This is a genomic window from Arthrobacter sp. P1_B4 (assembly GCF_056406555.1).
In genome coordinates, this window is record NZ_JBFTZW010000024.1 from 1 (window position 1) to 23,610 (window position 23,610).

The 23,610-nt window shown below is 67.1% G+C and carries 20 protein-coding genes and 2 pseudogenes; 15 read left to right on the plus strand and 7 right to left on the minus strand.

Annotated elements, in window-relative coordinates; genetic code table 11:
• The 5 genes and pseudogenes from AC1D1W_RS10605 to AC1D1W_RS10625 all read left to right on the plus strand — a co-directional run.
• A partial coding sequence (locus tag AC1D1W_RS10605) for a 3'(2'),5'-bisphosphate nucleotidase CysQ family protein (RefSeq protein ID WP_476943638.1) occupies window positions 1-560 on the plus strand: 560 nt, incomplete at its 5' end.
• Between the two features lie 177 nt (window positions 561-737).
• Window positions 738-2,030: pseudogene (locus tag AC1D1W_RS10610) on the plus strand (UDP-glucose dehydrogenase family protein).
• Between the two features lie 254 nt (window positions 2,031-2,284).
• Window positions 2,285-2,635, plus strand: a pseudogene (locus AC1D1W_RS10615) (CapA family protein); the annotation flags it as partial.
• An 11-nt stretch (window positions 2,636-2,646) separates the two neighbouring features.
• Window positions 2,647-3,528 (plus strand): alpha/beta fold hydrolase, encoded by an 882-nt coding sequence (locus tag AC1D1W_RS10620; protein WP_476943639.1) that lies wholly within the window; start codon window positions 2,647-2,649, stop codon window positions 3,526-3,528.
• A gap of 69 nt (window positions 3,529-3,597) precedes the next feature.
• On the plus strand, window positions 3,598-4,377 hold the full coding sequence (locus tag AC1D1W_RS10625) for an alpha/beta fold hydrolase (protein ID WP_476943640.1): 780 nt from the start codon (window positions 3,598-3,600) through the stop codon (window positions 4,375-4,377).
• 34 nt (window positions 4,378-4,411) lie between these two features.
• On the opposite strand, the gene AC1D1W_RS10630 is transcribed toward AC1D1W_RS10625, so the two are convergent.
• The 3 genes from AC1D1W_RS10630 to AC1D1W_RS10640 are packed head-to-tail and all read right to left on the minus strand — an operon-like array spanning window position 4,412 to window position 6,989.
• Window positions 4,412-4,900 carry a GNAT family N-acetyltransferase gene (locus AC1D1W_RS10630; RefSeq protein WP_476943641.1) on the minus strand — a complete coding sequence of 163 codons (489 nt, stop codon included), beginning with the start codon at window positions 4,898-4,900 and terminating at the stop codon, window positions 4,412-4,414.
• A gap of 5 nt (window positions 4,901-4,905) precedes the next feature.
• Window positions 4,906-5,703, minus strand: coding sequence for a type 1 glutamine amidotransferase (locus tag AC1D1W_RS10635; protein ID WP_459384953.1), 798 nt, complete (start codon window positions 5,701-5,703; stop codon window positions 4,906-4,908).
• Window positions 5,700-6,989, minus strand: a complete 1,290-nt coding sequence (locus tag AC1D1W_RS10640; protein WP_476943642.1) for a MurT ligase domain-containing protein — start codon at window positions 6,987-6,989, stop codon at window positions 5,700-5,702. The genes AC1D1W_RS10635 and AC1D1W_RS10640 overlap by 4 nt, the downstream gene beginning before the upstream one ends.
• 102 nt (window positions 6,990-7,091) lie before the next feature.
• Between AC1D1W_RS10640 and pdxT the strand changes: the two genes are divergently transcribed.
• The 9 genes from pdxT (at window position 7,092) to AC1D1W_RS10685 (ending at window position 17,155) form a co-directional block, all read left to right on the plus strand.
• Entirely contained in the window at window positions 7,092-7,802 is a 711-nt protein-coding gene (gene pdxT / locus AC1D1W_RS10645; protein ID WP_476943643.1) for a pyridoxal 5'-phosphate synthase glutaminase subunit PdxT, read from the plus strand.
• Between the two features lie 3 nt (window positions 7,803-7,805).
• On the plus strand, window positions 7,806-8,561 hold the full coding sequence (locus AC1D1W_RS10650; protein WP_476943644.1) for a YebC/PmpR family DNA-binding transcriptional regulator: 756 nt from the start codon (window positions 7,806-7,808) through the stop codon (window positions 8,559-8,561).
• Between the two features lie 48 nt (window positions 8,562-8,609).
• Window positions 8,610-9,197, plus strand: a complete 588-nt coding sequence (ruvC, locus tag AC1D1W_RS10655; RefSeq protein WP_476943645.1) for a crossover junction endodeoxyribonuclease RuvC — start codon at window positions 8,610-8,612, stop codon at window positions 9,195-9,197.
• Window positions 9,198-9,322: 125 nt separating this feature from the next.
• Complete coding sequence (gene ruvA / locus AC1D1W_RS10660) at window positions 9,323-9,967, plus strand: Holliday junction branch migration protein RuvA (protein ID WP_018773177.1); 645 nt, start codon at window positions 9,323-9,325, stop codon at window positions 9,965-9,967.
• Window positions 9,960-11,084 (plus strand): Holliday junction branch migration DNA helicase RuvB, encoded by a 1,125-nt coding sequence (gene ruvB, locus AC1D1W_RS10665; protein ID WP_476943646.1) that lies wholly within the window; start codon window positions 9,960-9,962, stop codon window positions 11,082-11,084. Before ruvA ends, ruvB begins: the two co-directional genes overlap by 8 nt.
• Window positions 11,085-11,298: 214 nt before the next feature.
• Complete coding sequence (gene yajC / locus AC1D1W_RS10670; protein ID WP_028277693.1) at window positions 11,299-11,721, plus strand: preprotein translocase subunit YajC; 423 nt, start codon at window positions 11,299-11,301, stop codon at window positions 11,719-11,721.
• Window positions 11,722-11,825: 104 nt separating this feature from the next.
• Complete coding sequence (gene secD, locus AC1D1W_RS10675) at window positions 11,826-13,601, plus strand: protein translocase subunit SecD (protein ID WP_476943647.1); 1,776 nt, start codon at window positions 11,826-11,828, stop codon at window positions 13,599-13,601.
• Window positions 13,602-14,621: a protein translocase subunit SecF gene (gene secF, locus AC1D1W_RS10680; RefSeq protein WP_028277691.1), complete on the plus strand. Its 1,020-nt coding sequence runs from the start codon at window positions 13,602-13,604 to the stop codon at window positions 14,619-14,621.
• A gap of 215 nt (window positions 14,622-14,836) precedes the next feature.
• Window positions 14,837-17,155, plus strand: coding sequence for a RelA/SpoT family protein (locus AC1D1W_RS10685; protein WP_439954080.1), 2,319 nt, complete (start codon window positions 14,837-14,839; stop codon window positions 17,153-17,155).
• Between the two features lie 41 nt (window positions 17,156-17,196).
• Here the strand turns inward: AC1D1W_RS10685 and AC1D1W_RS10690 are convergent, their stop codons facing one another.
• The 3 genes from AC1D1W_RS10690 to AC1D1W_RS10700 form a co-directional block, all read right to left on the minus strand.
• Window positions 17,197-17,877 carry a hypothetical protein gene (locus tag AC1D1W_RS10690; protein ID WP_476943648.1) on the minus strand — a complete coding sequence of 227 codons (681 nt, stop codon included), beginning with the start codon at window positions 17,875-17,877 and terminating at the stop codon, window positions 17,197-17,199.
• A 116-nt stretch (window positions 17,878-17,993) separates the two neighbouring features.
• Window positions 17,994-19,655: a DUF349 domain-containing protein gene (locus AC1D1W_RS10695; protein WP_476943649.1), complete on the minus strand. Its 1,662-nt coding sequence runs from the start codon at window positions 19,653-19,655 to the stop codon at window positions 17,994-17,996.
• A gap of 61 nt (window positions 19,656-19,716) precedes the next feature.
• The gene (locus AC1D1W_RS10700; protein ID WP_476943650.1) at window positions 19,717-20,523 is read right to left on the minus strand and encodes a peptidylprolyl isomerase; all 807 of its coding nucleotides are present in this window, start codon (window positions 20,521-20,523) and stop codon (window positions 19,717-19,719) included.
• A 279-nt stretch (window positions 20,524-20,802) separates the two neighbouring features.
• On the opposite strand from AC1D1W_RS10700, the gene hisS reads away from it, so the two are divergent.
• Window positions 20,803-22,143, plus strand: a complete 1,341-nt coding sequence (gene hisS / locus AC1D1W_RS10705) for a histidine--tRNA ligase (protein ID WP_476943651.1) — start codon at window positions 20,803-20,805, stop codon at window positions 22,141-22,143.
• Here hisS and AC1D1W_RS10710 read toward each other — a convergent pair.
• The gene (locus AC1D1W_RS10710) at window positions 22,140-23,519 is read right to left on the minus strand and encodes an APC family permease (RefSeq protein ID WP_476943652.1); all 1,380 of its coding nucleotides are present in this window, start codon (window positions 23,517-23,519) and stop codon (window positions 22,140-22,142) included. The two genes, hisS and AC1D1W_RS10710, sit on opposite strands and share 4 nt — an antisense overlap.
• Window positions 23,520-23,610 lie beyond the last annotated feature (91 nt).

Sequence of the window (23,610 nt, forward strand, 5' to 3'; positions counted from 1 at the left end):
CCTTCATCCTGGTCGATCCGCTCGACGGCACCAAGGAGTTCATCAACGATCGCGAGGATTTTACGGTCAACATCGCCCTGATCGAGAACGGTATGCCGATCCTCGGTGTCGTTTATGCGCCCGCCCTCAAGGTCGCTTATCTCGGCGGCGGTGGACGGGCGGAAAAACTTGTGATCGACGACAAATTCGCGGTGACGAGCCGGGCGCCGGTCGTCGCAAGGCCCGTCGAGGCCCGCCCGATCTGCGTTGCGAGCCGCTCGCATAATTCCGCCGAGACGGAGGCCTTCCTCGAAAAATCAGGCGCCGCCGATATCCGCAGCATTGGTTCCTCGCTGAAATTCTGCCTGCTCGCGGAGGGTGTGGCCGATCTCTATCCCCGCTTCGGCCGAACCATGGAATGGGACACGGCCGCCGGAGACGCCGTGCTCCGTGCCGCTGGCGGCAGCACGGTCACGCTCGACGGGGCACCGCTTACCTATGGCAAGACCGGCCGCGCGGACATGATGGATTTCGCCAATCCCGATTTCATTGCCTGGGGATCGCGCCCTGGAAAGCCGTAGCCGCAATCCTATTGTCATTACCCCGTAACGTTGGCCACTCAGGCCGGCTCGGGTAACGCCTGACCAAAGCGCCGCAGGCAACCAATCCGACGCGTTGCATTCCCTTTCGGATGCGCTTAGGAAACCGCTGCGCGTGAGATTGCCGGATAAAGATGAGGATCATTGATGCGTATTGTGATGGTTGGATCGGGTTATGTCGGCCTCGTGTCGGGTGCCTGCTTTGCGGATTTCGGACATGACGTGATCTGCGTCGACAAGGCTGCCTAAAAGATCGAGGCGCTGAAACAAGGCGTCATCCCGATCTTCGAGCCGGGCCTCGAGGCGCTGGTCGAATCGAACGTCAAATCCCGTCGCCTTTCCTTCACCACGGAACTCGGCCCCGCCGTGGCCGACGCGGATGTCGTCTTCATCGCGGTCGGCACGCCGTCGCGCCGCGGCGACGGCCATGCCGATCTCGGCTATGTCCATGCCGCAGCACGCGAAATCGCCGAGGCGTTGACCGGCTTCACCGTCATCGTCACCAAGTCGACCGTTCCGGTCGGCACCGGCGACGAGGTGGAGCGGATCATCCGCGAAACCAATCCGGACGCGGATTTCGCCGTCGTCTCCAACCCCGAATTCCTGCGCGAAGGTGCTGCGATCGAGGACTTCAAGCGCCCTGACCGCATCGTCGTCGGCCTTTCCGACGAACGCGCCCGCGGAGTGATGACGGAAGTCTATCGCCCGCTCTATCTCAACCAGTCGCCGCTCCTCTTCACCAGCCGCCGGACCTCCGAGCTGATCAAATATGCCGCCAATGCCTTCCTGGCGATGAAGATCACCTTCATCAACGAAATGGCCGATCTCTGCGAGCGCGTCGGCGCCGACGTCCAGGACGTTTCACGCGGCATCGGTCTCGACGGCCGCATCGGCTCGAAATTCCTGCATGCCGGCCCCGGCTACGGCGGCTCCTGCTTCCCGAAGGACACGCTGGCGCTCGCCAAGACCGCCCAGGATTATGAAAGCCCGGTCCGACTGATCGAAACCACCATCGCCGTCAACGATACCCGCAAGCGCGCCATGGGCCGAAAGGTGATCGCGGCTGCCGGCGGCGATGTGCGCGGCAAGAAGGTCGCCGTCTTCGGGCTGACCTTCAAGCCGAACACCGACGACATGCGCGACAGCCCGGCGATCGCCGTCGTCCAGACCCTGCAGGATGCCGGCGCGATCGTTTCCGGCTACGATCCGGAAGGCATGGAAAACGCCCGGCAGCTGATGGCTATCGAATTCGCCGACGGCCCCTATCAGGCCGCCGAAGGCGCCGATGTCGCGGTTCTCGTCACCGAATGGAACGAATTTCGCGCACTCGATCTCGAGCGCCTGAAATCCGTCATGAAGAGCCCGGTTCTCGTCGACCTGCGCAATGTCTATCGCGCGCGGGAGGTGGAAGCCCATGGCTTTGCCTATACCGGCGTCGGAAAAATGCACTAGGGCAGTCTCGAAGGCGGCGGGCCTGGAGTTTTTGGGCTCTTTGCAAGAGTTGTCCCGCAGATCGGGCAAGCGAAAATCACCCGGGCCGTGACCTGGTGCCGGACCATCCGTGCCAGTCGCTTTTGGAGCAATCCTGCCGCCGAAGGCTTTAAAGCTGCGCCCTGGTTGGGCATATTGCCTATCGATGATGTTTCGCCGCCTCATGCAGATAGGCTTGGGCCTGTCCTTGGCTGTTCCGCCCTCCGGTGGGAGTGTCGGTGCTGCCGATCGAGAAGTACAAGGGAACCTGGATTGTGTACGGGCTCGGCAACGGCATCACCGAGCTCTCGCCGTCGTTCGTGGTCAACAACGAGGGCCTGTTGGTCCGGGTGCAGTTCAGCCAGGACGCGGCCGGGTCCTGGGCCGCCTCGGACCTGGCCTGGGCGCCGTCGGTGATGGTCCGCGGACCCTACCGCTGGTGTTCGGTGGCGGCCGACGCGCCGCAGGGCCGTTGCGCCGGAACGGCGGCGGACGCGGCCACGCGCCGGCGCACCACGGCCGTGCTGGAGTCGATGGGCGCCGCGGCGGCGGGCGCCCATGAGCTTATTCTCACCCCGGGGCCCTAAGCTTGGGCGGCATGGAGATGATCAACGAACGGCGGAGCACCGTCGCGTCCAGCGGGGCCGAGCTTGCCGTGTTCGAGTATGGCAGGGAGCCGGGACCCGAAGTGCCGACGCTGCTGCTGGTACACGGCTATCCGGACGATCATCAGGTCTTCCTGCCGGCCATCCGTGATCTGGCCCGAAGCCACCACGTGGTCGCTTACGACACCCGGAACGCGGGCGCGTCCGCCGTCATGGGCCTCCCCGGGGACTTCACCCTGAAGACGCTCGTGGATGACATGTTTGCCGTGCTGGCCGCCGTCGGAGCCGTGGATGTCCATCTTGTGGGCCATGACTGGGGCTCAATCCAGGGCTGGGCCGCCGTCCAGGACCCCAGGGCCGCGGTCCTGATCGGCCGGTACACGTCCATCTCGGGCCCGGACCTGCGGCACTTCGCACGCTGGGTGCGGAGCCGGTATGCACGTCCCCGGGCGTGGCCGCAGCTGGCCGGACAATTGGCCCGCAGCTGGTACATCGCCGCCTTCCTTGTGCCGAAGTTGCCGGAGGCCGCCTGGCGCCTCTTCCTCACGAAACGCTATGGGCAGACGGCCAAGCGCGACGTCGGCGATGATCCCATCCGCGGCCTGGCCCTTTACCGCGCAAATTTCTTCTCGGCGGTGAACTGGCCGGCCGGCGGCCGCGTGACGCTGCCCGTCCAGGTGGTGGTGCCGCTGAGGGATTCCTTCCTGTCGCCGGACCTCGTGGACGGACTGGATTCCTGGGTGGATGACCTCACGGTGATCCGGGTGGACAGCGGCCACTGGTGGCCGGCATCCCGGCCGGCGGAGTTCGCGGAGCTTCTCCGGCAGCCGCAGCCGCTGCCGACGCCGAAGCCGACGACGCAGATAACACCGTAGGCCGGCGGCATCATGGCCCGGGCAAACCGGCGGGATCGGGAATCCAGGAGCGGGACGTTCAGCAATGGGATGGAATACCTGACGTGGGGCGGGGGCCCGAAGACGCTCTTGTTCGTCCAGGGCGGACCGGGGAGCTTCGTGCCCCAGGGGGTGCTGCGCGGACTGTTCCGGCGGGAGTTTGCCGCCTATCAGGAGGCCGGGTACGCGATCTGGATTGTCACCCGCCGGCGGAACATGCCGGCGTCGCACACCAGCGCCGACATGGCGGACGACTACGCCCGGCTGATCGCCGAGGAGTTCGGCGGCCGGGTCGGGGTGGTGGTGGCCGAGTCATTCGGCGGGATGATCGGGCAGTATCTGGCCGCCCGCCATCCCCAGTCCTTCGGGCACATCGCGATGGTGGTCACGGCGGCCGAACTGAGCGCGTGGGGCAAGGACGTGGACGAGCGGATGGCCGCCGCCGTTGCTGCCGGAGACCCAGGCCGCGCCGGGACGGTCCTGGCCGAGTACCTCTTACCGGGTCCGCGGACCCGGTGGCTGCGGGAACTGCTGGGACCTGTCGTCGGCCGCCGCGTGCTGGACCCCTCCGGATGCCCCGCCGCGGACGTCCTGACGGAGGCGCGGGCCGAGTTCGCATTCGATGCGCGGGCGGTACTGCCGCTCATTCGTCCGCCCGTCCTGCTGCTCTGCGGCGGCCGGGACGCGTTCTTCCCGAGGGCGGTTGCGGAGGAGACCGCGCAATTGATTCCAGACTGCACCCTGATCGTCTACGAGCGATGGGGCCATATCCGGGCAGGATCGAGCAGGCGGGTGCCGCGCGACGTCCTGGCCTTCGTCCGGAGCCGATAAGGGCAGGCGGGGTCCATGGAAAGCTGCCCGGCAGCTACCCGGCGTCCAGGAGCAGGGACATGAAGACGCTGTTGGGGTCGGCTTCGTAGCCGGCAAATGGCGGGCAGTCCGTGAAGCCGTGCCGCTCGTACAGCCGCCGCGCGGGAACGAAGAACTCCTGGCTCCCCGTCTCCAGGAACAAGCGTTCGTAGCCGCTGTGCCGGGCCTCGGCCAGGAGGTGGCGGAGCAGCGCCGACGCAACGCCGCGCCCGCGGGCTGCATTCGCGGTGCGCATCGACTTGATCTCGGCGTCGCCGGGAGCCAGGTGTTTCAGCGCCGCGCAGCCCAGGAGCCGTGAGTCCTGCCGGGCGGTCCAGAAGCTGATGCCGGATCCGGCCAGCGCGGCGGGATCAAGGGCGTGGACGCTTTCCGGCGGGGAGGTCGCGTACATGTCGGCGAGGTGTTCGTCAAGGAGCTGCAGGACGTCCTCGCGCTCCGGGGTGTCGCGCCCAATCCGGACCGTGCCGCCCTCGGCGCCTGCCACCTAAGTCAGCGTGGCCGGCGGGCGGCGTGTTCCCGCGCCAGCACCGCGTAGGAGTCATCCGGCGTGCCCGGGGTGAAGCTGCCGTATTTACGTTCGACGGCGGTCCGGATCAGGAAATCCGCGAGAGCCGGGTTCTTGGGCAGCAGCGAGCCGTGCAGGTAGCTCGCCACGATGTTGCGGTAGCGGGCTCCCTCCTGGCCATCCGTGCTGTTGTTGCCGGTGCCTTTGGCCGTCGTCCCGAGCGGTTCGACACCCGGTCCCAGAGTGGTCTGGCCGCTGTGGTTTTCGTAGCCGAGGATGCTGCCGAATTCGGGGGAGGAGACCGCGACGTTGCCGATCAGGCGCTCGTCGGTGCCGTGGGTTTCCACGTCCAGGATGCCGATGCCCGGAAGGACGGACCCGAGCCGGGTCTTGAAGAATTTTCCGAACAGCTGGTACAGCCCGCAGATCACGAGCATCGGGGTGCCGTCGTCGGCCATCTGCTTCAGGGTGGACTCGCGCGAGAGGAGGTCGTCCTGGATGACGAGCTGTCCGCTGTCCTGTCCGCCGCCACCGACGATCAGGTCCACGTCCGCAGGGAACGGGTCACCAACGTTGTACTCGAGCAGTTCCGGCGTGTAGCCGTGCCAGCGCAGGCGCTGCGCGAGGACCAGGGCGTTGCCCCAGTCGCCGTAAATGTTCATGTCCCGCGGGTAGAGCTGCAGGACCCGGATGGTTCCCTTGCTGGGAGCCGCGGAATCTTCGGGCGGAAGTTCGTGCCCAAAGGACAGCTCGTGCGGGGTTTCGGGGGAACCGGGGGTCATGAGACCACCTCCACTGTGGTGATTTTGGACAGCTCGCGGCGGATGGCCAGCATGGCCGTGTAGGTGCAGAAGATCCTCTTCGGCTTGCCTTCGCCGCCGCGGATGAAGGCTGCCAGTGCCGGCGCAATCTCCGTGTCGACGGCGCCGATCGCGACGTCGTCGTACTGCAGCCGCAGCGCCATGTCATACGCGCGCGAGCCCGTGAGCTGGTCCACGCCGCTGTCGCGGAGCGTGTCGAATTCGACGTCCCACAGCCAGGACATGTCCCGGCCGTCTGCGTAGCTGTCGTTGATCGCGATCATCGTGGCGTACCCGGCGGCGGGGAACGACTTGAGGCCGAGCCGGAAACCGCTGGGGTTCTTGACCAGGACCAGTTCCAGCGGCAGGCCATCGACCACGAGGCTTTCGCCGCGGCCGAACGCCGGCGCCACCTTGGACAGCGCCGTGAGCAGGCCGGCCTGGTCGGTCCCGGTGCCGCGGGCGCCGGAGACGCCGCGGGCCAGGGTCAGCGCGGCGGCGGCATTGAAGATGTTGTAGACGCCGCGCAGTTTCATCCCCGTGGTGACCGTCGCGCCGTCATACTCGAAATCGGCATCGTCGGCGCCCACGCGGCGCAACACGACGTCGGCGGCGGGCCGGGCGGGGGCGGCCGGCACCGGGCTGCCCGGGGCGGCGCGCATGTCGTCGTCGTTGGGGAAGGTGCTCAGCAGGGAATCGTCGAGGCCGAAGTAGAGCACCTCCGGCTCGTCCAGGGTCTGGGCGATCCGGGCGACGCGCGGGTCTTCCCGGTTCAGGACCACGGTCCCGGTGGTCTTGGACGCGATGTGCTGGAGCAGTTCGGCGGTCTTGTCGATCTCGCCGAACCGGTCCAGCTGGTCGCGGAGGACGTTGAGCAGGAGGCTGTACCGCGGCGGGACCTTGTTGACGAAGTGGACGGCATGCGCCTCATCCAGTTCCAGGACCGCGACGTCGGCATCGAGCCGGCCCCGCCAGTCGACCTCGCCCAGGAGGGCCGCGGCCACGCCCCGGGTGAAGTTGCTGCCGGTGCGGTTGGTGAAGACTTTCAATCCCTGGCTCTCGAGCAGTTCCACGACCATCTTTGTGGTGGTGGTCTTCCCGTTCGTGCCACTGACGACGGCGACCCCCAGCGGCAGCGTGGACAGCGTCCGCCGCATGAAATCGGGGTCGATTTTTTCGACCACAAGCCCGGGGAGGGCCGAGCCTCCGCCCCTGAGCCGGGAGACCCGGCGGACGAACTTGCCGAGCGGAACGCTGAAGTAAAGCATGCTCTGTAATATATCCCAGCAGCGGCATGGAACCCGGACGCCCGCGGCCGCTGCATGCGTCTTCCATGCGTACCGTGCCGCGCAGAGCATTATGCTGTGGGGATGACCACCCCCTCTATTTCCCTTGAATCCCGCGTGGGAACGGGGCTCCGGATCGGCGTCCTGGCGCTGCAGGGCGATTTCCGGGAGCATCTGCATGCCGTGGAAGCCGCCGGTGCCGCCGGCGTCGGGATCCGGCGTCCCGCCGAACTCGACGGCCTGGACGGGCTCATCATCCCCGGCGGCGAATCGACCACGATCGACAAGCTATCCCGGATCTTCGGGCTCCGGGGTCCGCTGCGCGAACGCATCCAGGCCGGCCTGCCCGTCTACGGCTCGTGCGCCGGGATGATCCTGCTGGCGGACGAGATCGCGGACCCGGCGAAGGACCTCGCCGGAAACCCGCAGCAGACGTTCGGCGGACTCGACATCACCGTGCGCCGCAACGCCTTCGGCCGGCAGCGCGAGTCCTTCGAGACGGACCTGGACTTCAGGGGGCTCGGGTTCAGCGACACCGGCTCCGGCGTGGCTCCCGTCCATGCCGTGTTCATCCGAGGCCCATGGGTGGAGCGCGTGGGTCCAGGGGTGGAGGTCCTGGCGCAGGCGGAACCCGCGGACCCGGAGCATGCCTCGCATGCCGCTGTACTGGACGGGACGGCTAGAATTGTTGCAGTGCGTTCCGGCAAGCTGCTGGCCACCTCCTTCCACCCGGAAGTGACGGGGGAGAAGCGCGTGCATGAACTGTTTATTCGAATGATCAGAGGAGAAGCGTAAAGCATGTCAGGCCACTCCAAATGGGCGACGACCAAGCATAAGAAGGCCATCCTTGACAGCCGCCGGGCCAAGTCGTTCGCCAAGCTGATCAAGAACATCGAAGTCGCCGCGCGCATGGGCGGCCCCGACCTCTCCGGCAACCCCAGCCTGGAACTGGCCGTCACCAAGGCGAAAAAGACGTCGGTGCCCGCTGACAATATCGACCGCGCCATCAAGCGCGGCGCCGGGCTCACCGGCGAGGTCGTCGATTACACCGAAATCATGTACGAGTGCCGCGGCCCGCAGGGTTCCGCGCTGCTGATCGAGTGCCTAACGGACAACAAGAACCGTGCCGCCTCCGAGGTCCGGCTCGCCATCTCCCGCAACGGCGGCACGATCGCCGATCCCGGCTCCGTCAGCTACCTCTTCTCCCGCAAGGGCGTCGTCTCGCTGCCGAAGAACGGCCTGACCGAGGACGACGTCCTGATGGCCGTGCTTGATGCCGGGGCCGAGGAAGTCAAGGACAACGGCGACAGCTTCGAGATCCACTCCGAGCCGACCGACCTCCAGGCCATTCGCGATGCCCTCACGGAAGCCGGAATTGAGTACGACACCGACGAGGCCGAGTTTGTGCCGTCCATGCAGGTGCCGCTGGACCTTGATGCCGCCAAGAAGTTCATGAAGCTGGTGGACGCCCTGGAAGAGCTCGACGACGTCCAGAACGTGTACAGCAACGCCGACCTCAGCGACGACGTGCAGGCCGCACTGGAAGCCGAGTGACCCGCTCACCCAAACGTGACTTTGGGGCCCGGTCTTGACGGCCCAACCGTGACGCTGCGCGTGTTGGGGGTTGACCCGGGCCTCACCCGTTGCGGGATCGGCGTTGTCGACGTCGAGCGGAACCGGCGGGCCACTTTGGTGGCCTTCGGCGTTGTGGGCACCTCTCCCGAGGAGAGCCTGGACCAGCGGCTGCTGGTCATCGCCACGTCCATCGACGAGTGGCTGGACCGCTACGAACCCCAGGTGCTCGCCGTGGAGCGGGTCTTTTCCCAGCTCAACGTCAGCACGGTCATGGGGGTGGCGCAGGCCTCCGGGGTGGTCATTGCGGCCGCCGCGCGCCGTGGCATCCCGGTGGCGCTGCACACCCCGTCCGAGGTCAAGGCAGCCGTGACGGGAAGCGGGACCTCGAACAAGGATGCGGTCACCAAGCTGGTGACCAAGATCCTCCGGCTGAACGCGCCTCCGCGCCCGGCCGACGCCGCCGACGCCCTTGCGTTGGCCATCACCCACGCTTGGCGGTCCGGCGGCGGCACTTCCACCAAGGATGCAGTGACGACTGGGCCGGGCAGCCAGTCCCTCACTCCGGCGCAGCGGGCGTGGGCGGACGCGGAGGCAAAAGCGCGCCGTGCGCGCTGAATGTCCGGCTGTGACGCAGCGGGGCTTGGTAGGGTATTCGTAGATATGTTCGGATAGTCGGCGTGCCCGGCTGTACGTTCTTTCATCACCCAGTTGTAGACGCCAGTTAGACCAGGAGCCCGGCCTTGATCAGTTTTCTTCGCGGAACCGTTGCGCATGTTGGCCTGTCCTCCGCCGTGATCGACCTCAACGGCGCCGGCATGAGCGTCAACGCCACACCCCAGACCCTCAGCGGCCTTCGGGTGGGTGAGGAGGGAAAGCTGTTCACGTCCCTGATCGTGCGGGAAGACTCGCTGACCCTGTTCGGCTTCGCCAGCGATGACGAACGCGAGGTGTTTGATGTGCTCCTCAGCGTCAGCGGCGTCGGTCCCCGCCTCGCCCTGGCGGTGCTGGCCGTCCACGAGCCCGAAGCCATCCGGGTGGCCGCCCACTCCGGCGACGGCAAGGCCTTCACGAAGGTCCCCGGCATCGGACCGAAGGTGGCTGGCCGGATCGTGCTCGAACTCGCCGGCAAGCTTGTGCCGCACGGCACCGCCGGCGCGCCTGTCGCGGCCGTGTCCGCGGAATCCGTCTGGAAGCCGCAGGTGGTGGCCGCGATGACCAGCCTGGGCTGGTCCGAAAAGGATGCCACGGCCAGCATCGACAAGTCCCTGGCCGATTCCCCGGACCTCGCGGCGAACGGCAATGTAGCGGAGATTCTCCGCGCGACGCTGCGCTGGCTGGGCCAGGACGGCGCCCGCGCCGGGAACCGGGTAGGCGCGCGTGGCTGAGCCGTCGATCGTCGCCGGGGGAGAGGAACCGGAGGAGCGGGTCATCGAAGCCGCCCTGCGGCCCAAGAACCTGCACGACTTCGTGGGCCAGCACCGGGTCCGCAAGCAGCTCTCCCTCGTGTTGGAGGCCTCGCGCATGCGTGGGCGCAGCGCGGACCACGTGCTGCTCTCGGGCCCTCCCGGCCTGGGCAAGACCACGCTGTCCATGATCATCGCCGCCGAAATGAACGTCCCGCTGCGGATCAGCAGCGGCCCGGCCATCCAGCACGCGGGCGACCTTGCGGCCATCCTGTCCTCGCTCTCGGAGGGCGAGGTCCTGTTCCTGGATGAAATCCACCGCATGTCCCGGCCGGCCGAGGAAATGCTGTACATGGCGATGGAAGATTTCCGCGTCGATATCGTCGTCGGCAAGGGCGCCGGCGCCACGGCCATTCCGCTGGAGCTGCCGCCCTTCACCCTGGTCGGCGCCACCACGCGGGCCGGCCTCCTTCCCGGCCCGCTGCGGGACCGGTTCGGTTTCACCGGCCACCTCGAGTTTTACTCCGTTGAGGAGCTGGAACTGGTCCTGCGCCGCTCCGCCGGCCTGCTGGACCTGAAGGTCAACTCCGCCGGGTTCAGCGAGATTGCCGGCCGGTCCCGGGGCACGCCACGCATCGCCAACCGGCTCCTGCGCCGCGTCCGGGACTGGGCGCTCGTGCATGGCATCGAGCAAATCGACTCGCGGGCGGCCTCCGCGGCCCTGGACATGTACGAGGTGGACAAGCGGGGCCTGGACCGGCTGGACCGTGCCGTTCTCGAGGCCCTCATCACCAAGTTCGGCGGCGGGCCGGTAGGCCTGTCCACGCTCGCGATCGCCGTCGGCGAGGAAACGGAGACCGTGGAAACGGTCGCCGAGCCCTATCTGGTGCGTGAAGGACTCCTGGGCCGGACGCCGCGCGGCAGGATAGCCCTGGCGCCGGCATGGACACACCTGGGCTTCGCCATTCCGGCCGGTGCCTTCGGCCAGGACCCGCTGGAACTGTTCCAGGCCGACGAGCTGGGCGAGAGCCCGATCGGCGGGTCCGGCGGGGATCCCGGCGAAGAAACCGATCCTCAGTGGATCCGAAACAGCCGCTAGCACCGTTCTTTCAGCTTTTCCCTTTAGACTGGTATGACGCTCGGCACGTCCGGGTTTTGTTTCCGTGGGCGGAGAGCAGGTAGCCGCCGGCGGTCTGGGGGACGGTCTCGCTGCCAGTTTGCTGCGCAGACCCCTGCCCGCGCCGTCAGGAACAAACGGACGTTGCTGAAAAACAGCTATGCAAGTAAAGAACGGAACTTTCCCCTTGGATCTAATGACAATTCTCCTGTTCGTGATGCTTGGCGTGTTCGTCTTCATGATGTTCCGCCGCAACAAGAAAACGCAGCAGCAGCAGGCGCAGCTCCAGTCGAAGTTCGGCCCCGGCGTCGAGGTCATGACGAGCTTCGGGTTGTTTGGCCGGATCATCGACATCGATGAGGCCGAGAACAAGGTCACGCTGGAGCTCTCCCCGGGGAACACCGCCACCGTGCACCGCCAGGCCGTCACCAAAATTGTGGAGCCGGTTGTCGCCGCCGAGGAGCCCACGGTCGTTCCCGACGACGCGTCCTCGCTGACCACCGAGAAGCTGGGTGCTGAGGGGACCGACGCCAGCGCCCCCGTCCACGATGCGCCGCGCACCGAAACGCCCGAGGAAACCCTGCGCCGCCTCAACGATGAAGGCAAAAAAGACAGCTAGTCTGCCTACCTGAGCTATCCCGCGAAGCAACGGTTGCGGGTATCCGTCGGCGGGGCCCAGAGCCCGCGCCGGCGGATCCGCCGTAAATAATAGAAAGATCGACAATGGCACGAACTGGCCCCAAAAACTCAGCCATCAGGATGCTGGTCTGGCTTGGCGTAATCATCGCCGCCATGACGGCTGTACTGGCGGGCGGCACGATGGCCGGCCAGGCGGGCTGGGCTCCAAAGCTCGCACTGGACCTTGAAGGTGGCACCCAGATGATCCTGGCGCCCAAGGTTGAGGGCGGTTCGGGTATCACCGAAGACCAGCTCAACCAGGCCGTGGCGATCATTCGCCAGCGCGTGGACGGCTCGGGCGTCGCGGAAGCGGAAATTAGCACGCAGTCCGGCCGCAACGTCGTCGTCAGCCTCCCAGGAACCCCTGCCAAGGAAACCCGTGCGCTGATCCAGGCTTCCGCCGACATGAACTTCCGCCCGGTCATCCAGACCGGCCCCGGCGCAGCAGTCCCCGCCGCCTCCAGGACCCCGGATGCCCAGCTGCCGAAGCCGACAGCCGCGCCCGCCAACAGCAGCGACGAGAACTGGATTACCCCCGAGGTCTACAAGCAGTTCGAGGCCCTCGACTGCGACAACCCCTCCCAGGACAAGCAGCAGCGCTCCGACCCGACCAAGCCGCTGGTGACCTGCGAGCCGGCCTCGGCCAACTCGCCGGCCATCAAGTACATCCTCGGTCCGGTGGAGGTGAAGGGCTCGAACATCAAGTCCTCCTCTTTCCAGCTGCAGCGCGGCGCACAGGGTGYCGTGACCAATGAATGGGCCGTCAACATCCAGTTCGATGACGCGGGCACCACCAAGTTCAAGGAAATCACCGAGCGCCTGTACCAGTTCTACGCCGCCGGCGGCGGCCAGACCGGCTCGGATCCGAAATCCCAGTTCGCGATCGTCCTGGACGACCAGGTCATCTCCGCCCCGCGCTCCCTCGCCGTCATCACCGACGGCCGGCCGCAGATCACCGGTGGATTCACCGAGGAGTCGGCCAAGGCCCTCTCCGACCAGCTCCGTTTCGGTGCCCTGCCGATCAGCTTCGAAATCCAGAGCGAACAGCAGATCTCGGCAACCCTCGGCGGTGAGCAGCTTCGCATGGGTATGCTCGCCGGCGTGATCGGCCTCCTGTTGGTGTTTGTCTACTCGCTGTTCCAGTACCGGGCCCTTGGCCTCGTGACCGTGGCCTCCCTCGTGATCGCCGGGGTGCTGACGTTCCTGGCCATCGCCATCCTCGGCTGGACCGAAAACTACCGGCTTTCGCTCGCCGGCGTCGCGGGCCTGATCGTGGCCATCGGCCAGACAGCCGACTCGTTCATCGTCTACTTCGAACGCATCCGCGATGAGCTCCGCGAAGGCCGCGGCCTGGTCTCGGCCGTCGAAAACGGCTGGAAGCGGGCCAAGCGCACCATTCTCGCGTCCAAGGCCGTGAACCTTCTCGCGGCCGTCGTGCTGTTCTTCGTGGCAGTGGGCAACGTCCGCGGCTTCGCGTTCACCCTCGGCCTCACCGCGATCGCCGACCTCATTGTCGTCTTCATGTTCACCCACCCCACCCTGCAGCTGCTGGCCCGCACCAAGTTCTTCGGCGAAGGCCACCGGTTCTCGGGCCTGGACCCGAAGCGCCTCGGCGCCGTCCCGCTGTACCGCGGTGCCGGCCGGGTCCGTACCCCGGAGGACAAGCCCGTGGCAGTGGTGCGCGCGAAGAACACCGGCGCCGCCGCCGAGGCAGAACGCCGGATGACCATTGCAGAACGCCGCCTCGCCGAAAAGCAGGATCAGGCACAACAGGCACAGCTCGCCGGTACCTCCAAGAGCGCGTCCAAGGAGGGCAAGTAAATGGTCAACTTCTCAACATTCGGCAATGAGCTGTACACGGGCAAGCGCTCGTACGACTTCGTCGGCTACAGGAAGCTGTGGTTCCTGATCGCCGGGATCGCCGTCGCCCTCTCCATCCTGATCCCGGTCGCCAAGGGTGGGTTCAACCTCGGCATCGAGTTCCGCGGCGGCTCCGAGTTCACGGTCTCCAACGTCAAGACCACCGAGGCCTCCCTCGGCGAGAAGGCCGTCAAGGACGTCGTGGCGGGGTCCGTGCCGCGCGTGGCTAACGTCGCCGGCACCACCATGCGCATCCAGACGGACAAGCTCTCCGACGACGAGACGCTGCAGATCAAGGAAGGCCTCACCAAGGCCTACGGCGTGACGGATAACGAAGTTACCTCGACCTTCGTCGGCCCCACCTGGGGTGCGGACGTCACGAAGCAGGCGCTGATGGGCCTGGCAATCTTTGTGGGCCTGGCCGCCGTCCTGATGGCGCTCTACTTCCGGACCTGGAAGATGTCGCTCTCGGCACTTGTCGGCATGGCCGTCACGATGTTCGTGACCGCCGGTGTTTACGGCCTCAGCGACTTCGAAGTGACGCCGTCGGCCATCATCGGCTTCCTCACGGTGCTCAGCTACTCGCTGTACGACACCGTGGTGGTGTTCGACAAGATCCGGGAGAACACCTCCGACATGCAGGCCTCCACCCGGCGGACCTTCGCCGAAGAGGTCAACCTCGCCATCAACCAGACCCTGGTCCGGTCCATTAACACCATGGTGGTGGCTATCCTGCCGGTCGGCGCGATCCTCTTCATCGGTGCCGGGCTGCTCGGTGCCGGAACCCTGCGGGACCTGTCCCTGGCGCTGTTCGTGGGCATCCTGGTGGGTACTGCCGCCACGATCTTCATCGCGGCTCCGCTGTACGCCGCGCTGCGGCAGGGCGAACCCGACCTGGTCAAGCAGGCCAAACGGGTGGAACAGAGGCGTGTTGACGCGGCAGCCAAAGCCGAGTCGCCGGCTTCGCCCGCCACCGCCTGAACCGTCCCACGCGGCCACAAATGGGCCGGAGACCGTCGTTTTCGACGGCCTCCGGCCCGTCGCCGTATCCCCGCCGGTTATCGAAGTATCCTGCTGCGGGAATACACTTGAATAATTAACCGGTCGCGAGAGGTGCTCCATTGGAAGAACGTTCGACGCCGGTGCCGGAGGCACCTGCGGACAAGGGCCAAGGCCAGGGTTCACAGACTGGCCTGGTGGTTCCCGGACGCCCCGATGTTCCCGTGCCGGTGGACAACTCCGGTGCCCGGCCCACTTTTCCCGGCCGGCGCGAGCGCACGAGGTCCCGCCTTGCCCGGCTGACGGGCCGTGGTACTCCGGCCTACTCGCCGATTTTGGAGCCGTTGCTGCGCACTGTGCGCGCCAACAACCCCAAAGAGGATTTCGATCTCATCCAGCGCGCCTTCGTGGTCGCCGAGCGCTGCCACCGGGGCCAGAAGCGCAAGAGCGGCGACCCGTACATCACCCACCCCGTCGCAGTGGCCACCATCCTCGCCGAACTCGGCCTCAGCGGCACCACGCTGGCCGCGGCCCTGCTGCATGACACCGTCGAAGACACGTCCTACACCCTCGCCGACCTGAAGACCGAGTTCGGTCCGGAAGTGGCCATGCTGGTGGACGGCGTCACGAAGCTGGACAAGGTCAGCTTCGGTGAGGCGGCCCAGTCCGAGACCGTGCGCAAAATGGTCGTCGCCATGGCCAAGGACATCCGCGTCCTGATGATCAAACTCGCCGACCGGCTCCACAATGCCCGCACGTGGCGTTTTGTCTCGGCTGAGTCCTCGGCCCGCAAGGCCCGGGAAACGCTGGAAATCTTCGCGCCGCTGGCCCACCGGCTTGGCATGAACACGATCAAGTGGGAGCTGGAGGACCTGTCCTTCGCTGCCCTCTATCCGAAGGTGTACGAGGAAATCGTGCGTATGGTGGGGGACCGGACCCCGGAACGCGAAAAGAACCTGGGGGTCATCCGCAACCAGATCACCGAGGACCTCAGGGCCGCGAAGATCAAGGCCACGATCACCGGGCGGCCAAAGCACTACTACTCGATTTATCAGAAGATGATCGTCCGCGACAAAGACTTCGACGACATCAACGACCTCATGGGCGTGCGCGTTCTGGTCGATTCTGTCCGGGACTGTTACGCGGCCCTGGGCGCGATGCACTCGCGCTGGAACCCCCTGCCCGGGCGGTTCAAGGACTACATCGCGATGCCCAAGTTCAACATGTACCAGTCGCTGCACACCACGGTGATCGGTCCCGGCGGCAAGCCGGTCGAAATCCAGATCCGCACCCACGAGATGCACCGCCGGGCCGAGTACGGCGTCGCCGCGCACTGGAAGTACAAGGACCAGCCGAACCGGACGGCGGCCGGCCCCGGCAGCCCGCGCGACGGCGACATGGGCTGGCTGCGTTCCCTCGTGGACTGGCAGCAGGAAACGTCGGACCCCGGCGAATTCCTCGACTCCCTCCGCTTTGAAATCAACGCCCGGGAAGTGTTCGTCTTCACCCCCAAGGGCGAGGTCATGGCCCTCCCCGCCGGGTCCACACCCGTCGACTTCGCGTACGCCGTGCACACCGAGGTGGGCCACCGGACTATCGGCGCACGCGTCAACGGCAAGCTCGTTCCGCTCAACAGCGAACTGAACCACGGCGACTGGGTCGAGATCTTCACCTCGAAGGCCGAAGGAGCCGGCCCCAGCCAGGACTGGCAGCACTTCGTCAAGAGTGCCCGGGCCCGGAACAAGATCAGGCAATGGTTCAGCAAGGAACGCCGCGAGGAAGCGATTGACCGCGGCAAGGACCTGCTGACCAAAGCGATGCGGAAGCAAAACCTCCCGCTGCAGCGGCTCATGACCCACGACGCCCTCGCGGCGATCGCCGAGGACTTCAAATACGCTGACATCTCCGGGCTCTACGCTGGCGTGGGCGACGGCCACACCTCCGCCCAGTCCGTGATGGAACGCCTGGTGGAGAGCCTGGGCGGGAACGAGCACCCGGACGATGCCCTCACCGAGGTCTCCATCCCCACCCAGGTCAGCAAGGCCCGGTTCTCCGATTCCGGCGTCGTTGTCCGCGGCGTGGACGACGTCTGGGTCAAGCTCGCCCGGTGCTGCACGCCGGTCCCGCCGGATCCGATCCTGGGCTTCGTCACGCGTGGCTCCGGGGTCTCCGTGCACCGGACCGACTGCACCAACGTGAGCGGCCTGATGGACCAGCCGGACAGGATCGTGGAGGTGGACTGGGCCCCCACACAGTCCAGCGTGTTCCTGGTGGAAATCCAGGTCGAGGCGCTGGACCGCAAATCGTTGCTCTCCGACGTCACCCGGGTGCTCTCGGAAAACCACGTCAACATCCTGGCGGCTAGCGTGCACACGTCCACTGACCGGGTGGCAATCTCCAAGTTTGCCTTCGAGATGGGCGACCCGAAGTACCTCAGCCACGTGCTCAGCGCGGTCCGCAGGATCGACGGCGTCTTCGACGTGTACCGCACCACCGGAAACCGCCGCCGCAGCTGACCCGGCAGTTCAGGCCGCGGTCCACCGCTTACTGCCCGGGATCAATCTGGCGCCGCCGGCTCTGCCGTGAGGGCGGCGAGCTTCGCCAGGGCCGCCCGCTTATGCGGAACGCGCGGACTCGCCTCCACGGCGAGCCTGAGCAGCCGCAGGCGGACGCCCAGCCCGGGACGAGCCAACAGCGCCCTGAGGGCCGGCACGGCCCGCTCCGCGTCCACGTGCATCGCGACGTCCACGGCCGTGCGCAGCGGGCTGGACACCATCAGGCCTCCCATGCTCACGACGTCGAACGGCCCCAGGCGAACTTCGTGGAAGGTGCAGCCGCGCACGGACCGCAGACTGKAGATCCGCCGGTTGGCGTCAACCAGCAGCGCCAGGCGGTCCGGCTCCGTGGCACACCCATAGATCCATGCCGCGGTCATCCGGCCCGCCACGACCCGCTGCCGGATCGCCGGGGCCACCACCAGGGACGCGGCCCGCGCGCGAAGCTGCGGACTGGCGTGGGACCCGGGCGGCAGGTAGCCGCGCTGATACAGCTGCGTCAGCACGCCGTCGGCGGCCATGGCCTGCAGCTCCGGCCAGGAGAACAGCGCGCCGGGGGAGTAGAGCTCGCAATGTTCCGGCCCCGCACCTGGACTTGGAGTCCCTGGCACCGGAGGTCCCGGCACCAGGGCGTGCCGGCCCGGAACCGGCGGAGCGGTGGGAGCGCGGGGCATGATTACCATTCCGCCATCGTTCCCGGTTCCCCGGACATAGAACAGGCCCCGTGCCGGTCATGTGGATAACCGAAACGGGGCCTGGACTGACCTGCTGGTGTACTTCGTACGGAGGTGCCGCGTGCCTAGGAGAGTTCGCTCGCTGAGCGCTCGAGCTGCTCCAGCCAGGCCTGGCGTGCCTCTAGGGCTTCCCGGGCGGCCTTGATCTTGCGCTCGTCGCCGGCCTTCTCCGCCTTGGCCAGATCTTCCTTGAGGCCGGCAATGGCGGCCTCGAGCTGGGTGAGGGCGCTGTTGGTGCGCGCCTTCGTCTCCGGGTTGGAGCGCTTCCAGTTTTCGTCCTCGGCGTGGCGGACAGCGTCCTCCACCTTCCGCAGGCCGGCTTCGATGCGGCCCATGTCGGCACGCGGCACCTTGCCGGCTTCTTCCCAGCGGTCCCGGATGGACTGCAGTGCCTTCTTGGCTGCCGCGAGATCCTTGATCGGCAGGAGCTCGTTGGCTTCCACCAGGAGCGCTTCCTTTACCACCAGGTTCGCACCGTATTCCTGGTCGATCTCGTCGTTGGCTGCCTGGCGGTTGGTGAAGAAGACGTCCTGTGCGGCGCGGAAGCGGGCCCACAGCGCGTCGTCGTCCTTGCGGCTGGCGCGGGGAGAGGCTTTCCACTCATCCATCAGGCGGCGGTATTCGCCGGCGGCAAAACCCCAGTCGGTCGAGGACGAAAGGGCCTCGGCCTCGGTGATGAGCTTCTCCTTTGCGGCCTTGGCCGCCGAATTGTTGCTGTCCAGCTGGGAGAAGTACGCGCGGCGGTGCCGGTCAAACACCGTGCGGGCGGCGCGGAACCGCTTCCACAGTGCGTCCTCATTGCTGCGGCCGAGCCGGACGCCGCTCTTCTGGGCGGTCTTCCAGCTCTCGAAGAGTTCGTTCATCCGCGCGCTGGAGGTCTTCCACTGGATCTGCGCGGGATCGTGGCCGGCAATTTCCTCGGCCTCGGCCACGATCGCCTCGCGGGCGGCAAGCTCAGCGGCGCGGACAGCGTCGTGCTCGGCCTTCTCAGCCTTTTCCAGCTCGCCGATCTGTGTCACCAGAGCGTCCAGCCGGGCCTCGGCGGAGCGGATGTCGCCCACCATGTTCCGCTCGGCGAGCTGCTCGCGCAGGTGCGTGACGGTCTTCTGCATGTCCGCGGTGGGCGCCTTGGAACTCACCCGCTGTTCCAGCAGGACGATCTGGGCCACCACGTCCTCGAACTTCCGGGCGAAGTAGCCCAGGGCCTCGTCCTCGCTGACCCCCGGGTACTGGCCTACGGGGTATTCCGTGCCGTCAACGGTCAGGAAGACGTGGCCGTCGCCTTCAACACGGCCCCAGCGGGCCGCTTCGGCCAGTGAGGCTGCGGAGGACACGGCCGCCGGGGCCGGAGCCGGTGCGGCCGCAGACGGCTTGGCCTTCGGCCGGCCGGCAAATGCTGCCGGGCTCGGTGCGGGACGCGCGGCCGGCGCGGGACCCGGCGTCGGAACCGGGGCGGCGGTGGCTTCGGCTTGGTCAACAGGCTCGGCCGTCTCCGCCGGCTCGGCGGGTTCCGCCGGAACGGCGGGCACAGTGGGCTCGGATGCCTCGGTAAGTTCCTCGCCGGCTGCGGCGGGTTCCTCGCCGGCCGCGGCTGGTGCCTCGGGTGCCGCAGTCTCGCCGTCGGAGTCTACGGCAGTGCCTGCACTCTCGGCGGGGGTTGCCTCGGTTTCGGTTTCGTTGGCAGCTGCTGTTGCCAATGTTTCGTCGGATTTCTGACTGTCTGTCACCGCTAGAAGTCTTTCGCTTGGAGGGAAATACCGGGACCAGGGCCTTGAGGGCCGCGGCTGGTTACTTCAGTGAGAACGAGTCTATCGTGACTGGTTCCACAGGTGCGCCGTCGGTGGCGTTGTCGCCGGGCTTCAGTCCGGCGGCGGCAATACCGCCCACCACGTCGAGTCCAGAGGTCACCTTGCCCACCACCGTATAGCCCCCGGCGGCATCCGCTGGAATGACGGTGTCCTTGTACACAATGAAGAATTGGGTGCCGTTGCCGTTGGCGTTCCCGCCGGTCCGGGCCACTGCGATGGTTCCGGCGGGATACTTGTTGTCCTGCGGGGTGTTTTCCAGCGGGCCCCAGGTGTAGCTCGGGTCGCTGCTGCCGTCGCCGGCCTTGGAACCGCACTGGAGGACGCCGAAGTTCTCGGCCGTGGTCAGCCGGTGGCAGCTGACGCCGTCGTAGAACTTTTGGTCAGCAAGGGATTTGAAGACCGCCGCGGCCTGGGGGGCCTTCGTGCCGTCGAGTTCGACGCCGAGCGTGCCGCGGTTCAGCTTGAGCTCGCCCGTGAACGTCTTGCCCGCGGCGGTCTCCGGCTTGGGGATGTTCGCGCCGTTCGTCGGGGCCGCTGTGGGTGAGGCGGATGCCGACGGGCTGTTCAGACCCTCCTGCGCGGCCGCGAATTCCTCTTCGGTCGGGTTTGAGGCGAAGGCGGTCAGCTGAAGCACCAAAGCGAGGCCAATTGCTGCCGTGCCGGCGCTGATGGCGAAGACGTTGTCGCGCTTGCGGCGCTTGTCCTGGTCCCGGCGCAGGCCGCGCCTGGCCTCCATCTGCTGGACGCGCCGCTTCGCCTCGCGTGCGCTGCGTGAACTGGCCGCCAAAGGTCCTCCTGGTTGTATGGCCGCCACCATGACGGGGCCGTAGGCGCCGTCGCGGTAGCAGCAGCAAGCTGCCGGCAGTCCCGCCGGGTCCGGCTCCGTTGGAAGAAGCAGGCGCCGAACGCATAAACTGACTGCCGCACACAGTTTATGCACGACTGGCCGGTCTGCCGCTTATCTTCGTTACGTTTCGATAGAGAGAATGCCGCCTGACGCCCGCGCCCGAAGATACTGCAGTAGCAACGAGATACCGCAGTGGTAACCAGAGGAGAAAATTTCACCATGGCACGCACAGCCTCCCTGTCAGGATTCCCCGAGTGGCTTCCCGAGGAGCGGCTGGTGGAACTCCATGTGCTGGACACGCTGCGCCGGACCTTCGAACTCCATGGTTTCTCCTCGATCGAGACCCGCGCCGTGGAGACGGTGGGCCAGTTGCTGCGCAAGGGGGAAATTGACAAAGAGGTCTACGGCCTCAGCCGGCTCCAGGACGATGAGGACTCCGCGGCCAAGTTCGACCCGCACGCCCTTGCCCTGCACTTCGACCTCACCGTGCCCTTCGCCCGGTACGTCGTGGAAAACGCCGGCTACCTGGCGTTCCCGTTCCGCCGCTACCAGATCCAGAAGGTCTGGCGCGGCGAACGTCCCCAGGAGGGACGGGCCCGGGRGTTCACCCAGGCGGACATCGACGTCGTCGGCGATGGCGAACTGCCGTTCCGGTACGACGTCGAAATCGCGTTGGTGATTGCGGAGGCGCTCAACGCGCTGCCCATCCCCGATTTCCTGCTGCGGATCAACAACCGCAAGCTGGCCGAGGGCTTCTACACAGGGATCGGCCTCACGGACACCGCGGGCGTCCTGCGCAGCATCGACAAACTCGAGAAGGTCGGGCCGGCGAAGGTGGCCGAGTTGCTCAAGGAGGAACTCGGCGCCACTGACGATCAGGCGCAGGCTGCCCTGAAGCTCGCGGGCATCCGCACCAAGGACACGTCCTTTGTGGAGCAGGTCCGGGCGCTGGGCGTCACCAACGAGCTGTTGGAGGAAGGCCTGAACGAGCTGGAGCAGGTCATTGCGGCCGCTGTCCAGCACGCGCCGGGTCGGGTCGTCGCCGATCTCAGCATCGCCCGCGGCCTCGACTACTACACCGGCACCGTGGTGGAAACCGTCCTGGTGGGGCACGAGCAGCTGGGCTCGATCTGCTCCGGCGGCCGCTACGACGCCCTGGCGAGCAAGGGCAACCGCAAATTCCCCGGCGTCGGACTCTCCATCGGCGTCACCCGGCTGGTGTCGCGGATCCTGAGCCAGGACCTGGCCAAGGCCACGCGCTCCGTGCCGACCGCCGTGCTGGTGACGCTGAACAACGACGACAGCTGGGCCGCGGCGCAGGATGTCGCCGCGCAGCTGCGCAGCCGGGGCATCGCCACGGAGGTCGCCGCGAAGGCCGAGAAGTTCGGCAAGCAGATCAAGTTCGCCGACCGTCGCGGCATTCCGTTTGTCTGGTTCACTGACGACGACGGCAAGCACCAGGTCAAAGACATCCGCACGGGCGAGCAGTACGACGCCGACCCGGCCTCGTGGACGCCCTCCAAGGAGGACCTGCACGTGCGCGTAATCGCCGCGAGCTAGGACTTCCCGGCAGGCCCGCTAGCGTCCCGCGTCCGGCGCACCAGCAGGACGAGGAACCGCCCGGCCACCCCTGCCGCCAGCACCGCCGCCATGAACAGCACGGAGGCCGGCGGCAGGGTGACGGCCAGGACCAGGCAGCCGAGGAAACCCAGCACGTTGAGCCAGCGCGGCGCATGCCAGGGGCGACCGGCCAGCGTGAAAGCCGCGGCGTTCGTCACGGCGTAATAGACCAGCACGCCGAAGCTGGAAAATCCGACCACGGTCATCACGTCAGTGCTCAGCAGCAGGACAACGACGGCGGCCGCGACGGCCAGTTCCGCCATGAACGGGACAGTGCGGGCGCGGCCCACACTGGCCAGCGGGGCGGGCAGGTCCCGTTCCCGCGCCATCGCCAACGTGGTCCGGCCGACCCCGGTGATCAGGGCCAGCAGCGCGCCGAGGCAGGCCGCTGCCGCTCCGGCCTGGACGAACGGGACGCCGGCGCCGAGGCGGGTGACGGCCACCGCGTCCAGCAGCGGCGCCGTCGAACCAGCCAGCTGCTGCGGGGGCAGGTGCCACTGCAGCAGCGCGGCCAGGCCAAGGTAGATCACGAAGGCCCCGGCCAGTGCGGCCAGGATGGCCCGCGGGATGGTACGGGCGGGATCCTTGACCTCCTCGCCGAGGGTGGCGATCCGCGCATAACCCGCGAAGGCGAAGAACATCAGCCCCGCCGCGGGAAGGACGCCCCAGCCGCCGGAGGGCGGCGCGGGATAGGCCGGCGCCGCCGACACGGCAGGGGCGCCCGCCGGGTGCGGACCGAGCAGGGACGCAACGGCGACGAAGACGAGCGTGGCCAACACGACGGCCAGCAGGATCCTGGTCAGCAGTGCGGTCCGCGTGATGCCGAGCAGATTAACTCCCGTGAGGACGACGACGCCGGCGACCGCCAGCGGCGTGGCATAAGCCGGCGCCACGTAGTGCCCGAACGTCAGCGCCATCGCCGCGCAGGACGCCGTCTTACCCGTGATGAAACCCCAGCCCGCAATGAAGCCCGGCCACTGGCCGAGCTGCCGGCGCCCGTACACGTAAGTTCCCCCGCTGTCGGGGTACCTCGCCGCCAACTGCGCCGACGCGACGGCATTGCAGTAGGCGATGACGCCGGCCACGGCCACGGCAAGCGTCAGCAGCGGCCCGGCCAGGGCTGCGGCGGGGGAGAACACGACGAACACGCCGGCGCCCAGCATCGAACCCAGGCCAATCGCCGTGGAATCGAACACGCCGAGGCGGCGCTGCAGCCGCTGAGGTGGCCGCTGCGGGCCAGGCCGGCCGCCGGGCTGATCGCGGGGCTGACGCGGGGGCTGGTCACCGGGCTGGCTTCCGTTGTGCCGGGTTGCCATGGCAAAAGGGGCCTTTCCAACGGGTAAACTCTAACGGGATCGTTCCCGTAGCGATCCTATTAGAACGTCATTGTTTTGATATCGCTTTTGA

Excerpts from the sequence above, each read along its gene's own strand:
- AC1D1W_RS10635 (WP_459384953.1), bottom strand. The coding sequence starts at position 5,703 with ATGACCCCCGGTTCCCCCGAAACCCCGCACGAGCTGTCCTTTGGGCAC.
- AC1D1W_RS10620 (WP_476943639.1), top strand. The coding sequence starts at position 2,647 with ATGGAGATGATCAACGAACGGCGGAGCACCGTCGCGTCCAGCGGGGCC.
- AC1D1W_RS10640 (WP_476943642.1), bottom strand. The coding sequence starts at position 6,989 with ATGCTTTACTTCAGCGTTCCGCTCGGCAAGTTCGTCCGCCGGGTCTCC.
- AC1D1W_RS10710 (WP_476943652.1), bottom strand. The coding sequence starts at position 23,519 with ATGGCAACCCGGCACAACGGAAGCCAGCCCGGTGACCAGCCCCCGCGT.
- AC1D1W_RS10650 (WP_476943644.1), top strand. The coding sequence starts at position 7,806 with ATGTCAGGCCACTCCAAATGGGCGACGACCAAGCATAAGAAGGCCATC.
- yajC (WP_028277693.1), top strand. The coding sequence starts at position 11,299 with ATGACAATTCTCCTGTTCGTGATGCTTGGCGTGTTCGTCTTCATGATG.
- AC1D1W_RS10625 (WP_476943640.1), top strand. The coding sequence starts at position 3,598 with ATGGAATACCTGACGTGGGGCGGGGGCCCGAAGACGCTCTTGTTCGTC.
- pdxT (WP_476943643.1), top strand. The coding sequence starts at position 7,092 with ATGACCACCCCCTCTATTTCCCTTGAATCCCGCGTGGGAACGGGGCTC.
- secF (WP_028277691.1), top strand. The coding sequence starts at position 13,602 with ATGGTCAACTTCTCAACATTCGGCAATGAGCTGTACACGGGCAAGCGC.